At 37.7% G+C, this 15,957-nt stretch carries 15 protein-coding genes; 11 read left to right on the top strand and 4 right to left on the bottom strand.

What is annotated here, in order from left to right; translation table 11 throughout:
• The first annotated feature begins 28 nt into the window (after positions 1–28).
• The 7 genes from ABNX05_RS08660 (at position 29) to ABNX05_RS08630 (ending at position 6,203) form a co-directional block, all read left to right on the top strand.
• A complete protein-coding gene (locus ABNX05_RS08660; RefSeq protein WP_349659342.1) occupies positions 29–604 on the top strand; it encodes a YdcF family protein in 576 nt (191 codons plus the stop codon).
• Positions 605–677: 73 nt separating this feature from the next.
• Positions 678–2,375, top strand: coding sequence for a M3 family oligoendopeptidase (locus ABNX05_RS08655; protein ID WP_349659341.1), 1,698 nt, complete (start codon positions 678–680; stop codon positions 2,373–2,375).
• 295 nt (positions 2,376–2,670) lie between these two features.
• Positions 2,671–3,750 carry an AI-2E family transporter gene (locus ABNX05_RS08650; RefSeq protein ID WP_349659340.1) on the top strand — a complete coding sequence of 360 codons (1,080 nt, stop codon included), beginning with the start codon at positions 2,671–2,673 and terminating at the stop codon, positions 3,748–3,750.
• A gap of 12 nt (positions 3,751–3,762) precedes the next feature.
• Positions 3,763–4,374 (top strand): NUDIX hydrolase, encoded by a 612-nt coding sequence (locus ABNX05_RS08645; RefSeq protein ID WP_349659339.1) that lies wholly within the window; start codon positions 3,763–3,765, stop codon positions 4,372–4,374.
• A 520-nt stretch (positions 4,375–4,894) separates the two neighbouring features.
• Complete coding sequence (locus tag ABNX05_RS08640; protein WP_349659338.1) at positions 4,895–5,359, top strand: hypothetical protein; 465 nt, start codon at positions 4,895–4,897, stop codon at positions 5,357–5,359.
• Between the two features lie 22 nt (positions 5,360–5,381).
• Positions 5,382–5,573 (top strand): hypothetical protein, encoded by a 192-nt coding sequence (locus tag ABNX05_RS08635; protein WP_349659337.1) that lies wholly within the window; start codon positions 5,382–5,384, stop codon positions 5,571–5,573.
• 18 nt (positions 5,574–5,591) lie between these two features.
• Positions 5,592–6,203 (top strand): alpha/beta hydrolase, encoded by a 612-nt coding sequence (locus ABNX05_RS08630; protein WP_349659336.1) that lies wholly within the window; start codon positions 5,592–5,594, stop codon positions 6,201–6,203.
• Positions 6,204–6,316: 113 nt separating this feature from the next.
• Here ABNX05_RS08630 and ABNX05_RS08625 read toward each other — a convergent pair whose 3' ends face one another.
• From ABNX05_RS08625 to ABNX05_RS08615, 3 genes are all read right to left on the bottom strand, one after another.
• On the bottom strand, positions 6,317–8,428 hold the full coding sequence (locus tag ABNX05_RS08625) for an MMPL family transporter (RefSeq protein ID WP_349659335.1): 2,112 nt from the start codon (positions 8,426–8,428) through the stop codon (positions 6,317–6,319).
• Between the two features lie 184 nt (positions 8,429–8,612).
• Complete coding sequence (locus ABNX05_RS08620; protein ID WP_349659334.1) at positions 8,613–9,629, bottom strand: inorganic phosphate transporter; 1,017 nt, start codon at positions 9,627–9,629, stop codon at positions 8,613–8,615.
• A 20-nt stretch (positions 9,630–9,649) separates the two neighbouring features.
• Entirely contained in the window at positions 9,650–10,270 is a 621-nt protein-coding gene (locus tag ABNX05_RS08615; RefSeq protein WP_079562474.1) for a DUF47 domain-containing protein, read from the bottom strand.
• Positions 10,271–10,724: 454 nt separating this feature from the next.
• On the opposite strand from ABNX05_RS08615, the gene ABNX05_RS08610 reads away from it, so the two are divergent.
• Genes ABNX05_RS08610 through ABNX05_RS08600 form a run of 3 tightly spaced genes read left to right on the top strand, consistent with a single transcriptional unit; the run spans position 10,725 to position 13,049 of the window.
• Entirely contained in the window at positions 10,725–11,411 is a 687-nt protein-coding gene (locus ABNX05_RS08610; RefSeq protein ID WP_349659333.1) for an ABC transporter ATP-binding protein, read from the top strand.
• 1 nt (position 11,412) lies between these two features.
• Positions 11,413–12,732, top strand: a complete 1,320-nt coding sequence (locus ABNX05_RS08605) for an ABC transporter permease (RefSeq protein WP_349659332.1) — start codon at positions 11,413–11,415, stop codon at positions 12,730–12,732.
• A gap of 41 nt (positions 12,733–12,773) precedes the next feature.
• On the top strand, positions 12,774–13,049 hold the full coding sequence (locus ABNX05_RS08600; RefSeq protein ID WP_349659331.1) for a hypothetical protein: 276 nt from the start codon (positions 12,774–12,776) through the stop codon (positions 13,047–13,049).
• Positions 13,050–13,058: 9 nt separating this feature from the next.
• On the opposite strand, the gene ABNX05_RS08595 is transcribed toward ABNX05_RS08600, so the two are convergent.
• On the bottom strand, positions 13,059–14,219 hold the full coding sequence (locus tag ABNX05_RS08595; RefSeq protein ID WP_349659330.1) for a class I SAM-dependent methyltransferase: 1,161 nt from the start codon (positions 14,217–14,219) through the stop codon (positions 13,059–13,061).
• Positions 14,220–14,402: 183 nt separating this feature from the next.
• Here ABNX05_RS08595 and putP point away from each other — a divergent pair, with 183 nt between their 5' ends.
• A complete protein-coding gene (gene putP, locus ABNX05_RS08590; RefSeq protein ID WP_349659329.1) occupies positions 14,403–15,890 on the top strand; it encodes a sodium/proline symporter PutP in 1,488 nt (495 codons plus the stop codon).
• Positions 15,891–15,957: the final 67 nt, after the last annotated feature.

The following is a 15,957-nucleotide window of genomic DNA, read 5'->3' as shown; positions in this document are numbered from 1 at the left end:
GTTAATAAAAGGTAAGGGGGGGTCGATCGTGAAGAAATGGGTAATAAGATTAGGGGTTATATTACTTGCTATGAGTAGTGTTGTTTATATTTGGCTCGGCGAGGAGATGAAACAGGGTGTCCAGCCAGCTGCAAACGGAACAGCTACATACATGATTGTCCTGGGAGCAAAGGTAAAACCGGGAGGAATTCCATCGCTTTCTTTGAAAAATAGATTAGAAGAGGCAGTAAAGTATTTGAAAAAGTATCCTCGTGTAAAAGTGATTGTGTCAGGTGGAAAAGGGGAAGATGAAGATCGGACAGAGGCTTCAGTCATGCTTAAATACTTACAGGACAATGGTATTGATACAAATAGAATAGTAGTGGAAGACCAATCTACTTCAACTTACGAGAACTTATTATTTAGTAAAGAACTTTTGCCTAAAGAAACTAAGAAAATCACGATTGTCTCAAATGATTTTCATTTAAAGCGTGCAAAATATTTAGCGGAGTCTTTAGGCTTTGAAGTAGATGTCGTTGCGGCAAAAACACCAAAATCGGTGGAATTGAAGTTAACGCTTCGTGAAAAGGCCGCACTATTAAAAACATATGTATTTGGTTATTAATTTATTTCTTAATACTATAGATTTGGCATATAATAGAAATGTAACGGGGGATATGACAGAAAGAGGGGATTTTATGAAAACATTTAAAGACTATGAATACAGCCGTCCGAAAGTTGAGGCAATGAAAGAGCAACAATTATCTTTAATTGACCAATTTAAAAATGCGCAAACGATGGACGAGCAAAGTGAAATAATTGAGAAATTAAACGGGTTGAGTAATGACTATGCCACGATGGCAAACCTAGTGTATATTCGTGCTTCGATTGATACAAATGATGAATTCTATCATGCAGAACGCGATTATTTTGATGAGGTTGGACCTGAGCTGGAAGAGGTAACAACAGAATATTATAAAGCACTAATCGCTTCACCATTTCGTGAGCAGTTAGAAGAAAAATGGGGCCAGCAATTATTTGATTTAGCAACCTATCAAATTAAAGGTTTTTCTCCAGCAGTCATTGATCTAATGCAAAAGGAGAACAAGCTCGTTTCAGAATATAATAAGCTTGTTGCCTCTGCGCAAATTGACTTTAATGGTGAAACATTAACGCTTGCTCAGCTTGGTCCGTATGCAGAGTCTACTGATCGTGAAATGCGTAAGTCGGCAACGGATGCACGCTTTGGCTTCTTTGCTGAGCATGAAGAGGAATTTGATCAATTATATGATGAACTTGTCAAAGTGCGCCATGAAATCGCTGTTAAATTAGGCTATAAAAACTATGTCGAGCTAGGCTATGTTCGAATGAATCGCATTGACTATAATGCAGATATGGTAAAGAAATTCCGTGACCAAGTTCGTGATTTAATCGTACCTATTGCAACTAAGTTATATGAACGTCAGGCAAAGCGTATTGGTATTTCTGAATTTAAGTTCTACGATGAAGCATTCAACTTTGTATCAGGAAATGCGACACCAAAAGGTGATCCGCAATGGATTGTTGCGAACGGTAAAAAAATGTATGAGGAGCTATCACCAGAGACGGGTGAATTCTTCAACTTTATGATTGATCATGAATTAATGGACTTAGTGGCGAAGAAAGGAAAAGAGAGTGGCGGTTATTGTACGTTTATCGAAAACTATCACTCACCATTTATCTTCTCGAACTTTAATGGTACTTCAGGTGATATCGATGTGTTAACACATGAAGCAGGACATGCTTTCCAAGTTTATTCAAGCCGTGATATCGGAATCCCAGAATATTTATGGCCAACTTATGAATCTTGTGAAATTCATTCGATGAGTATGGAGTTTTTCACATGGCCATGGATGGAGCTATTCTTTAAGGAAGATACAGAAAAATATAAGTTCACACACTTAAGCAGTGGCTTATTATTCCTTCCTTACGGTGTTGCAGTTGATGAGTTCCAGCATGTGATTTATGAAAATCCGAATATGACACCAGCTGAACGTAAAGCTGCATGGAAAAAAATTGAGGAGACATATTTACCACACCGTGACTATGATCATAATAGTTATCTAGAAGCAGGTGGTATATGGCAACGTCAGGCACATATTTATGCAAGTCCGTTCTATTACATTGATTACACGTTAGCACAAATTTGTGCATTCCAGTTCTGGAAACGTTCACGTGAAGAATTTGAAGCTGCTTGGAAGGACTATACGCATTTATGTGGTTTAGGTGGTTCTATGTCCTTTACGAAGCTTGTAAAAGAAGCAGGCTTAATTTCACCATTTGAGGACGGTTGTGTTGAATCGGTTATTGGCGATATTGAAGATTACTTAAATTCAATAGACGATACAAAATTATAAACTACTACATTGTGAAAATTTGCGACACTCCTGTGGAAGGCAAACCGTATGAGCCTCCTCGGATGCTTTGGCATTTGAGGGGCTTGCGAGATTGCCCATTGGAGGGTTGCGAATTTTTTTGTGCTAACTTTTTTCAGCAAATGTCTTTTATAGCGAAAGCAATGCGGCAGCTAAAATTATGCCGAGGCATAATTGATAAACTCTCATATTTAAACAATAATTAATAGGATACTTGCGAAATGGTTAATATATAAGTAGTATTTTCAGTAACTGAGATAAAAGGAAGTGAATTAAAGTGACGAGGAAAGTTTGGTTTCAAGTAGGCGTAGGGATTTTACTTGCCCTATTAGTCATTAAATATTTTATAGAGATTCATTGGATTTTTTCGCCGCTTGTAATTATCTTAAAAGCTATTTTTGTGCCTTTATTACTGGGCGGTGTTTTGTATTATGTTACAGAACCGATTCAGAGATTTTTAGAGAAGCGTAAATGGCCGAGATGGGCGAGCATTTTAACGATAATCGTTGGATTAATAGCGCTTGTAGGTAGCTTTGGGTGGATCGTTGGTAATCCGATTGCCGTACAGGTAAATAATTTAGTGAAAAATGTACCGCAGATTAGTGCTAGTATTCAAGATGCAGCTGATTATGTATTGAGAAACAGGGATAACTTCCCACCACAGTTAAAAGATCTTATCGACAATATGGCGAACTATGTGCAGGATATTGCTTTTGCGGCAAGTAAGGGACTAGTATCGTTTTTACAATCAGTTGTTTCAGTTTCTTTATTAGCTATTTTAATTCCGTTTTTCTTTATATTTATGTTGAAGGATCATGAAAAATTTGCACCATCAGTTTATAAATATTTTAGTGGTGAACGCCGTGAATGGGTGAAGAAAACGTTAAGTGAAATTGATGGTGTTTTACGTAGCTACATACAAGGACAGCTACAAATTAGTTTTTTACTTGCACTCATTATGTATGTCGGGTATTTAATTATAGGTTTAGAATATTCATTGCTTCTTGTTATATTTGCTTTCTTTATGAATATGATTCCGTTTATAGGACCATGGATTGCCTTTACACCAGCGCTGATTGTGGCTGTTGTTCAGGATCCAGTGTTAGTCATATGGGTGTCTGTTGTCACGCTCGTGGCGCAGCAAATTGATAGTAACTTTATAACACCTAATGTAATGGGGAAAACACTCGATATTCATCCGTTAACCGTTATTACAGTTATTTTAGCAGCAGGTAATATTGCAGGCTTTATCGGTATTATCATTGCTGTACCGTTTTATGCAGTATTAAAAGTAATCGCATCCAATATTTATGATGAACGGAACGTGATTAAGAAAAAGGCTACGAAGTCGGTATAGGAGTCGGAAAAAATGGAACAAGAAATTGTGAAAGTTTTTAATGAACAGCATGAACAGATAGGGACAGCAACGAGAGCAGAGGTACATGAAAAAGGGCTATGGCATGAAACATTCCACTGTTGGCTTGTCAATGAGGACTATATCTATTTCCAAATCCGTAGTGCACAAAAAAAGGACTATCCTGGTTTGCTTGATATTACAGCGGCGGGGCATTTATTAGCCGTAGAGACAGTCGAGTCAGGAATTCGCGAAGTAAAGGAAGAGCTAGGACTCGATGTTGACGTACACGAAGTAGTTAAAATGGGCATGACATCTTGTAGTATCGTTTCAGAAAACATGATTGACAATGAATTTTGTCATGTTTTTATATATCCATTCAAACATGATTGGGAATCATTTAACCTGCAGTATGAGGAAGTGTCAGGGGTCGTTCGAGCAAAGCTTGACGAGGCAGAGGCATTCTTTTTAGGAGAGACAGCTACTTTAAATATTGAAGGCTATGAATATTTCCCTGATGGTCAACGAGCGAAAATTGTGCGCCCTGTAAGTGCTGCTCAATTTGTCCCTTACCGGGAACTATACGTTGCACATGTTATTCAGTTTGTAAAAGATAAAATGTTATGAATTTGTGTGGTGTCTGAAAAACCTTCATAGGAATTCTAGCATAATTGAATTGTAAAAGATAAATCCGCTTCGCTTTCCGTGGGATAAGCTATGTGCCACATCGGTACATTCTTATTTTTTCCACAGAGAGTTTAAGCGGATTTTTTCTTTAATAGTAAAAATGATTAGGATCTGACTTCTTGTCTAATCATTAATTTTGTTAAAGAGTATGCTGTATATAAGTTGATCTTGGGTGACTCCTTTGGGATTCGTAATAGAGGAACGAAGGCTAAGAGCATCACGTCCTGTGCTAACGCCTTCGTGACCAACATCCTGATGGCCCGAGACCCTGCAGCGAAGCGAAGCGGCTCATCGGACGCCCCCAGGAAAGCGCCCAATCGGAACGGAAATCAACCTACACAATCAACCTACACGTTATGGACATTAAACTTTACTTTTAGTACTACCTATTTTACTTCAATATAACAGGAATAATAAGTTATACTAAAAGAGATATTGAATAGAAAAGGAGCATTTTTATATGCTAACATTTGAACAAAAGCAAGCCATCATTGACTCATTTCCTGAACTGACAAAGAAGGAAATTTCATTGAAACGCGTAAATTATCACTTTATGGATAGCCTTTATGAAAAGACAATTGTTGTGGAAAAACTACACCCAAATGGCAACGGTTTTGTATTTGTCGGTGATTTATTGCGCTACGAGGAAGAAGCAAGCGATAAAGGCCTAGTAAATATTCGTGACTACGATGAACAACAACTTCGTGAAATTATTGAAGATGCCATCCAATATTTATCGGAAGAAGCAGAGGAGCAAGAGCCGATCGAAGAGCTATGGCAAAATCGTGAAGGTGCTCAATTAATGCTAGCCTTTGAGCAACGTTCGTGGAATGTTTATCATGGAGAAAACTTAGAAGAAGCCTTTGGTACACACGATGCTGCGAAAGAATATTTACTAGAAGAAGGTTTTCGTAAAAAGAAATAAGTAATTCGGGGGATACGAACGAATGAATGGGAAAAAAATAGTGGGAATAGTTATTGTTGTTGTTCTAGCTGCTTGTTTATTTTCAGTATTTACGATCACAAAATTTTATAAAGATCATAAGGAACAGCCAAATAGTGAAAATCGCCAAATAAATAAGTCAAAGAGCTTGAATTTAATTTTGCCACAGGCTACAATTATCTCGAATTCAAGATAATTGAAAGGTGGACTGTAAATGCAGCACGTTTTTTATAAAGGAACAGATGAAACAAAACCAATTTTTTTACTGTTACACGGTACAGGTGGAAATGAACAAAGCTTAATTGGCCTTGCGAAGGAAATTGACGAAACAGCAAGTATTTTAAGTGTCCGTGGAAATGTCCTTGAAAATGGTATGCCACGCTTTTTCCGTAGATTAGCGGAAGGTGTTTTTGATATAGAGGATTTAATTTTCCGTACGAAGGAATTAAATGATTTTTTATTAGAAGCAGCGCAGCAGTATGGCTTTGACCGTAATCGAGTCGTTGCTATCGGCTATTCTAATGGTGCGAATATTGCTGCTAGCCTATTATTCCATTATGAAGATGCTCTAGCAGGTGCAATATTGCATCATCCAATGGTGCCTAGACGCGATATTAAATTGCCTACACTTTCTTCAACTCCTGTCTTTATCGGTGCTGGAACGAATGATCCAATGTGTACTGCTCAGGAATCTGAAGATTTAGAGGCGCTTTTAACGTCAGCTGGGGCCGATGTAACAACTGTATGGTTTAATTATGGTCATCAGCTAACAATGCCTGAGGTAGAAGCTGCAAAAGAATGGTACGACCATATTTATTCAAAATAAGGAAAAATCCGCAACCTTTGAGTAAGGGTGCGGATTTTTTTAATTTCTTTCAGTAGGTGTCCAAACACAAAGCCGATTTCGGATGCTGAGGCATAATTAATTTTAATTTCCGTTTATTTCTGTTTCTTCGCAAAGGGCAGCCACCAATTCCAGTCCCCAAAGAGCTTCATAAGACTAGGAACAAGCATGAGGCGAATAATTGTTGCATCGATGGCGACCGCAATAGCTATACCAACCCCAATTTGCTTCACGGGCATCACATCTGTAAAAGCGAATGCCCCTGTAATAACAATCATAATAAGCGCTGCTGACGTAATGATACGACTTGTAGAAGTTAGACCGTCAATCGTGGCACGTGTATTATCCGCCCCTTTTTGATATTCTTCTTGAATGCGAGATATTAAAAAGACTTCATAGTCCATACTTAAGCCGAATACAAGACAAAATACAATTACTGGGATAATAAGGACAATCGTACCGGCTTCAATGCCTAAATGTCCATATTGGAAAATATAGACGAGAATACCGAAGGCTGATGAAAGTCCAGTGATATTCATAATAATCGCTTTCAGTGGGATTAAAATAGAGCGGAAAGCGACCATTAAAATAAAGAACGTTGAAATGATAATAATAGATACAGCCAAGAAAATTTTACTAGCAATTTCATCGAAAATCTCTTGATTGAATTTCGCATGACCCCCGAGCGTGAAATCGACACTTAAATCTTTATCTTTCCATGTTCGAGCAAATTCTTGAGCGGTAGTGGATGAACCGGCTGCATCCAATGTAATTGGGATAAAGAGTTGGTTATCTTTAGCAAACGTATTTAGAATTGGTTTTATTTGTTCTGCCACTTGTGGAGTTTTCAAAGAAGCAGTCAGTTCCTCAGGTGACTTAATGTTAGCCGTCGTATAAATGGTTGAAACATGATTTACTAATGGGTCATCAAGCAACTTTTCTTGAATAGTGTAAATAAGCTTTCTTGCTTCATTATCTTCCCAGCCTTCTTTACGTTCAGCTAATAAATATAATGTTGAGGTATCACCAAGTCCAAACGTCTCATCTAGCTGATCATAAGCAGTACGTGCCTCATATTTAGCCGGTAATGAATCCACCTGAGGAATTGTAAGTTTAATATCCTTCAATGGAATCATGCCAATGCCTAGTAATAATAAAGCCGCAATAACGATGGCAACAGGATGTCTCATGACAAAACTGGCAAAACCTCGCCAACGATTTGTACCACCAGATTTTACACGTAATAGGCGCCATTTATTAAGGCGATCTCCTAATAACATCATCGTAGCAGGTAGCAAGGTTAAGCCGGAAAGTACTGCAAGAAATACAACAATTGCGCCTCCTAAAGCGATATTATGAAAAATCTCGACGTCAATGACAATCATGGCACCTAAGCCGATCATGACACAAGCAGCAGAAAAGATGATTGAACGGCCGGCTGTCTGTATAGACGTTTGAATAGCTTGTACAATGGATGTGTAAGCACGTTCTTCGCGATACCGGTTAATAAATAACAAGGCAAAATCAATGCTTAATGCAAGTCCAAGCATGGGTACTATATTTAATACAAAAATCGATAAATTGACATTACCGCTAAACAAAGTCAAAATTCCAAATGCAGTGACAACAGTAACTACGCCAATAACGATAGGTAAGATGGAGGCTACGACAGTACCGAAAGCTAGTAATAGCACTATGATAGCAATTGGTAAGCCTATCGCCTCTGCTGACGCTAAATCCTTTTGACTGGCTGTATTGATGTCCGCTGAAATAACAGGTCCGCCAGTAATGCTCACACCGTCATCCTCTATTAATGAACGAATGTCTTTCACAACATCCGGTAGCTGATCAATATTATTTTTTAGATGAATCATGGCATAAGCTATACCATTCTTTTGTAAAGAAACATCATCGAGTGGTGACTGGATTGAATGAATCTCCTTAATTTTTTCCAACTTTTTTAATGTATCTTGAATTTTCTTATCGTCCGCTGGATTGAAGACGACCAAAATTGTCTCGGAAGGTAAATCAAATGTTTTGGCAAGCTCATTTGTTACGTAGGTATGATCTCCTTTCACGAAGAAACCGTCGCCATGAAGTTTACTCGGAAGTTGTATAGCGAACATAGCCATGGAAATAAAAATGACGAACCATAAGGCTACGATAGCTTTAGCGTGGGCTGTTATAAAAGCTGAAAAAGTTTTCATAGTAGGTACTGTCCCCCTTTTTAAAATAGTGTAAAGGATGTGTCACATTTTGTCGTGTAATAATTTAAAGACTCCTGTCCCTAATAAGGAACAGGAGTCTTAGTATGCAATCAAAATCAATTATGCCTTGGCATAATTCCATGAAATCCACATGTTTTTCACCATCTATAGAGGTGGGAAGAAGTTAAAAGAATAACGATAATAAAAAGTAAATCGTAGCTGCCATAACTGCAGAAATTGGCATTGTAATAATCCAAGTAGTGACGATTTTACGCGCCATCCCCCAGTTTACGCCACGTACACGTTGTGCAGAGCCGACACCCATGATAGAGGAAGAAATAACGTGTGTTGTAGAAACTGGTAAATGAATTAATGTAGCACCGAAGATAACAGACGCAGATGCTAAATCTGCTGCAACTCCGTTTACTGGACGGATTTTCATAATTTTACCGCCGACTGTTTTAATAATTTTATAGCCACCGATAGAAGTACCAAGCCCCATCGCAGTTGCTGCTGCAGCTCGTACCCAGAAAGGAATTTCATCTCCCGTATACAAACCACCAGCGATTAACGCCATCGTCATAATCCCCATTGCCTTTTGTGCATCGTTTGTACCATGTGTAAAAGATTGAATGGCGGCAGTGAAAATTTGCATCGTACGGAAACCTTTATTCGTACGATATAAATTTAAGTTTTTAAACAATAATTTAAACAGTGTCATCATAATAAAGCCAGCGCAAATCGCAAGGATTGGTGATAGCACTAAGGCCATAATGATTTTAGTGAAGCCGCCATAGTTTAGAACATCGAAGCCAGCAGATGCAACTGCTGCACCAGCAATGGAGCCAATCAGAGTATGTGAAGAACTCGATGGAATACCGAAATACCACGTTAGTAAGTTCCAAATAATAGCGGAGATTAATGCCGCTAAAATAACGACTGAACCAGTTGTATCTCCCGCAAAGGCATTTAAAGCGAATGGATCTACAATATCTTTTGTTAAAGCCTTTGCAACACCGACGAAAGTAATAGCTCCGATAAAGTTCATCACTGCAGCCATCATGATAGCTACGCGAGGTTTCAATGCTCTAGTGGAAACCGAAGTTGCAATAGCATTTGCTGTATCATGGAAGCCATTGATAAAGTCAAATGTTAGGGCAAAGATAACGACCAGTACGGTTAGAATAATGATTGTGTTCATTGTAAGTGCCCATCTCCTAATTACGCGTTACGCATGATAATTGTTTCCATAGTATTTGCAACGTTTTGGCAATGATCAGCGATATCTTCAAGTTGTTCATATATATCTTTATATTTAATAAGTCGAATCGGATCTTTTTCATTTAAAAATAGTTGTTTAATAGACGAACGTTGTACTTCATCACATTCACGTTCATAGTCTTTAATAAGAATTGCGTGTGGGCGCATGCCAATAAGATTCTTTTTCTTTAACTCTTCTGTTGCTTTCACAATTTCATCAGCGCTTTTTGAAATATAGCCTAAGAAAGTACGCATTGATTCGTCAACTTCTGTTAGAGAGAACATTTCAAAATGAGCGATACAATGCTCCGTACCATCTAATACGTCGTCCATACGAATGGCAAATTCTAGAATGTCTTCGCGCTCGATAGGTGTCATAAATGATTTGTTTAGCATCACGATCAGTTCGTGAATGAGCTTATCACCAGCTGTTTCGTAATTTTTCATAGTAATGCTAATCTCTTTTAAGTCAGCTACACTGTTAATACGAAAATCATTTGCGTAATGTACGGCCTCTCTCATATTCTCAGCAATTTTATGCAAAGCTATAAAGAAAGGGTCTTGTTTTTTTGAGTTAAGCATGTAAATCGAATCCTCCTGGATATAAATAAATTGGCCTCTAAACTTTACTATCATAACAAAATCTTTAATTTATCTACATAAATTTTTTCTATTCTCCATAAAACTTTACAATCCTGTAATATACAATTTGCTCACAAAATAATAATGGAACCTCTGTATTTGTTTTTATTAGTACAGGAAAACGCTTTAAACATAGGTTTTATAAGGATTTATACTTTCTGTTTAATACAAAAGAATACTATGGAGACATAAAATTTTGCATAACTTATATGTCAGAATTGTAAAGGGGATGTAAAGGGATTGCTTTACTCATAGTTATCCCTTTTCTTAAGAATATCTTCATTTTTATCCTTCAACTTTATTAAGAATTCTTGTCTACAATGGAGAAAGAATTACTCATCACCACACGTTATGGTGATGGATTTAAAGAATGTGAAAGGGTGTTTATTTGAAAATGATTCAAGTCGAAAACTTACAACATACATTTTTAATTGGAAAGAAAGGCAAGGAAAAACAGGTTCCGGTATTAAAGGGTGTCAACTTTGAGGTGAAAAAAGGAGAGATTATCGCAATTGTTGGTAAAAGCGGATCCGGTAAATCTACCTTATTACAAATACTAGCAGGATTTATGAAATCTGAACAAGGATCTATTAAGGTAAACGGTAAAGAAGCAGGTAATTTTACTGAAGTAGAAAGTGCAGCCTTTCGCTTGCAACATTTCGGATTTATCTTTCAAAACTTTCAACTGATGCCAGGCTTAACGGCGTCTGAAAACATAGAACTGCCATTGAAGTTGCAAGGTATCAAGAAAGCAATACGTACTGAAAAGGTGAAAAAATTAATGGACAAGGTTGGTTTAACGGAGGTAGCAGACCATTACCCGAATGAATTATCGGGTGGTCAGCAACAGCGTGTTAGTATTGCGAGAGCCTTAATTACAAATCCACCTATTTTGCTGGCAGATGAGCCGACAGGAAGTCTTGACTCAGAAACAGAGCAAGATATATTGCTGCTCATTCAAAGTCTAAACCGTGAGCTTGGTTTAACATTCGTCATCATTACACATGACGAGGAAGTAGCAACGATAGCACATCAACGTTTCCGCATGTACGATGGGGAACTTGTAAAGGAGGAAGCATAACATGTTATTTAAAGATCAATTAGATTTTGTTACACAGCATATAAAGAAAAATAAATTACGTGTGTTTATGACAGTACTAGCGGCAACGATGGGGTGTGCATTTTTGATTGTCCTCGCATCGGTTGGGTTTGGGCTGCAGGATTCCATACGTAATGAAATATTATCGGATGAAAATATTACGAAAATTCAAGTGTTTGGTAATGATCAATTTACAGAGGAACAAATCCATGAAATAAAAAGTATAGAACATGTGAAAACAGTACTTGAAACGATTACTGTCAATGCATCCGGACATTCATTTTTTGAAGACCGCGATACACTATCTGATGTATACGTTGCGAATATGCAAGATTTTGAGCAAGTAAGTGGCAAGCTTGCAAAAGGAAAGTATCCAACAAAGCCAAACGAAATCGTTGTAGGTTATCATTTTGCTCAAACATTAATAAATGATGCAGAGCGCAAAATTATTGAAGAGAAAAGTAAAAAAGCTGAAGCGGAAGGCACGTTTTATAATGGTAGTGAGGAAGGGTATAAGGACTCATTAATTGGTAAAGAAATCGAATTAGCATTAATGCCGCGTACTGAGGGTGCAGAAGAGGGCGAGAAAATAAAGTATACGATTGTCGGTGTTATGAAGAAGCCTTCTTATGATTGGATGGTCAATAACTCTATTTATATGGATACAGAGCAAAAGCCTATGCTAGCAACTAATTTAGCAGCAACGGGTAATGTTAAAGAAGATGACATGTTTCTTTCAGAATTCAATATTTTCGCTGATAGTATGGAAAATGTAAAATCAATTTTAGACAAACTAAAAGACGATGGCTATAACGTTTATTCGGTGACTGAGCAGTTGGATAAAATGAATGTATTTTTCCTAGTTTTAAAGATCGGCTTAATTTTTGTAGGAACAATTGCTGTCTTGATTGCCTCGATTGGCATTTTCAATACAATGACAATGGCAGTTACAGAGCGTACTCGTGAAATCGGTGTTTTAAAGGCGATTGGAGCAAGTCCAAAGCTTATTCAACGATTGTTCTTAATGGAAAGTACGTTCATCGGTGTTATTGGGACTTTAATAGCTGTAGTTATTTCATATATTATTAGCTTCGTAGCAAATGCTGCACTGCCTGTAATTCTAGAAGCAGCAACAGGGGAAGAGGCATTTAGTAAAAGTGACATTACATTTTCTCTAATTCCTTGGCAGCTTGTTATTATTGCAGCAGCTATTAGTATTGGTGTAGCGATGATTTCAGGCTATCGTCCGGCACGAAAGGCCACAAAAATTGACGTTATTCAAGCATTACGACAAGAACTATAATAGAAAGGGCGGTCCAAAAGTTATTGGACCGCCCTCTTAATGTGATTAAGCAAATTAAGAAATACTCGCGGAAGGAGAGTGAATACCCGCGTTCCGCAATGAAATACCCGCGAAAGGAAGACGAATACCCGCGTTCCGCAATGAAATACCCGCGAAAGGAAGACGAATACCCGCGCTTGGCAATGAAATACCCGCGAAAGGAAGACGAATACCCGCGCTTGGCAATGAAATACCCGCGAAAGGAAGACAAATACCCGCGTTCCGCAATGAAATACCCGCAGAGGCAGCGCGAATATCCGCGCTTCACTCACAAATAACGCGGTATATTATAGGTAAGCTTGTAACTCATTCGCTAAAAACGGCTTGGCATTTAGTAACTTTAAAAATGCATCGTAGCTAGCGCGCTGTTCAGAGCTTGGCTTTTTACCAGTATGATATGCTCTTATTAAAATGTTTTTTGGTGTGTTTTCCATATCGATAAACTCCAGCAGTTGTGCCTCATAGCCCACAAGTGATAGAATTTCTGCTCGGATTGCGTCCGTTGCAAGCGCTGAAAAACGCTCGCGTACGAGACCGTGCTGAAGCATGATATCAAGAGCTGGTGTATTAAGCTGGCGATTTAGCTCATGCTGGCAACAAGGGACGCTTAAAATAACGCTTGCTCCCCATTTCACAGCTCGTGCCAATGCCATATCAGTGGCAACATCACAAGCATGTAGAGTTACTACCATGTCCACGGCAGACTCATCATTATAATCATTAATATCTCCTACTAGAAATTCGAGTTGTTCATAGCCTAAATCCTGAGCGATTTGTGAGCATTCTTCGATGACTTCCTTCTTTAAATCCAAGCCAGTGACACGAATGTCTAAGCCTTTTTCGATTTTTAAATAGTGGTATAAGGCGAATGTTAAATAGGATTTGCCTGAACCGAAATCTAAAATACGAACCTGACGATCTTTTGGTAAATATGTTAATGCATCATCAATAAATTCGATGAAGCGGTTGATTTGTTTAAACTTATCGTATTTTTGTTTTTTTATTTTTCCTTCTTCCGTTTGTACGCCAAGACGAATTAAAAATGGATATGGCTTATCCTCTGCCAGCAAATAGTTTTTCTTGCGATTATGCGCTAAATTAACTTGCTTTGGCGTTGAGGAAGTATCAGATTTCCATAGTACTTTGTTCTTTTTTGATAGCTGCACTTGTATTTTTTCATCAATAAAATCAATATGTGCTTGGCGGTAATCGTTAAAAAATGCTTCTAGCTTCTCAGGGAAATTTTCTAATAAAACATTTTCATGCTTTAAAATACGTTCAAATTGATATTCAATTTGTATATGGTAAGTATCCTTCAATAATAAAGGTTTTAGCTTTATACGTTTTATTTCGTTTGATTTCATACGTGGTTGACTGATTGTCGCAGTAACAAGTTGTTGTTGTAAAATCCGCTCTATAAGCTGAGCCTTCATTTCTTCATATGTCATACATTTCGCCTTCTTTATCGTGTTATAGATGGCACTAGTTTAACATACTTTATGAATTGCATTGCTATTATAAATTTTAGAACTCGCTCTTTGAATAATTATAGGTTATCTTGTATATTTGTGGTATTTTAAATATAGAGAATTTTTAATAAAAAGATTTATGGGGAAATAAGGGGGAAAAATATGTCTGCAAACATGTATCAATTACTTTCGATTATCATTTATATGATAGCTATGCTAGGAATCGGTTGGTATGCATTTATTAAAACATCTAATTTAACGGATTACATGCTCGGTGGGCGTTCGCTAGGCCCTGCTGTCACAGCGCTAAGTGCAGGTGCAGCAGATATGTCTGGCTGGCTGTTAATGGGATTACCGGGTGCGATCTATTTATCTGGAATTGTTGAGGCTTGGATTGCTATTGGTTTAACGATTGGTGCCTATTTGAATTGGTTACTAGTAGCACCGAGACTACGTGTATATACACAAGTTGCTAATGACTCAATTACTATTCCGAGTTATTTAGATAATCGTTTACGTGACAACACAAAGCTTATAAGAATTGCGTCAGGTATTATTATTTTAATCTTTTTTACATTTTATGTTTCTTCGGGAATGGTTGCAGGAGGCAAGTTTTTTGATAGTTCATTTGGCTATGACTACCATACTGGTTTATTGATTGTATCTGCTGTTGTTGTAGCATACACATTGTTTGGAGGATTTTTAGCTGTTAGTTATACAGACTTTTTACAGGGTCTAATTATGTTTATTGCACTTATTTCTGTACCATTATTTGGACTGTTTTTAACAGGTGGAATTGGAGACACAATAGCATCTATTAAAGCTGTAAATCCTGAACATCTAAGTTTATTACCAGCAACTGCAACTGCTGCGGCAATTATTTCATCACTTGCATGGGGACTAGGTTATTTCGGACAACCACATATTATCGTACGCTTTATGGCAATAAGTTCAGTAAAAGAAACAAAGCAGGCACGTCGTATCGGTATTGGCTGGATGATGCTAAGTTTGTTCGGGGCGATTGCAACAGCTTTGGTAGGTGTGGCTTATTATGAACAAAATGCAGGTGAGTTAAAGGACGCCGAGACAGTATTTATTGTACTTGGCCAAATCCTATTCCACCCATTCATTGCAGGTATAATGCTAGCTGCCATTTTAGCCGCGGTTATGAGTACAATTTCATCACAATTAATTGTTACTTCGTCAGCGCTTGTAGAAGATATTTACAAAGCTATATTTAATAAAACGGCAGATGATAAGCATTATGTTTTTATTGGCCGTGTCGCTGTTTTAGTTGTAGCTATTATCGCAGCGATTTTAGCATGGAATCCAGATAGTTCTATTTTAGGCCTAGTAGGCTTTGCTTGGGCTGGCTTTGGTGCAGCATTCGGTCCAGTAATATTGCTGTCTCTATATTGGAGGAAATTAACGAATTACGGAGCTCTCAGTGGGATGATAGCAGGTGCTGCAACTGCCTTCATTTGGGGGAAAATAAAGGTCTTATCTGATACATTATATGAGATTGTTCCAGGCTTCTTCGTATGCTTAATCGTTGCAGTTATTGTCAGTATCTTGACATATAAACCGAATAAAGATATTGAAGACGAGTTCAATCGCACTGAGGTATTGTTAAAAGAAGAACGTAAGTAAATAAATGTAGTGCGCCTTTTTGTATAGAAGGCGCATTTTTTATGATATATATGTTATTGAAAATAAG

Source organism: Lysinibacillus zambalensis, from assembly GCF_040183165.1.
GTDB lineage: Bacteria > Bacillota > Bacilli > Bacillales_A > Planococcaceae > Lysinibacillus > Lysinibacillus zambalensis.
Note: the sequence above shows the minus strand (reverse complement) of the source record. Positions and strands in the feature narration are given on the sequence as shown.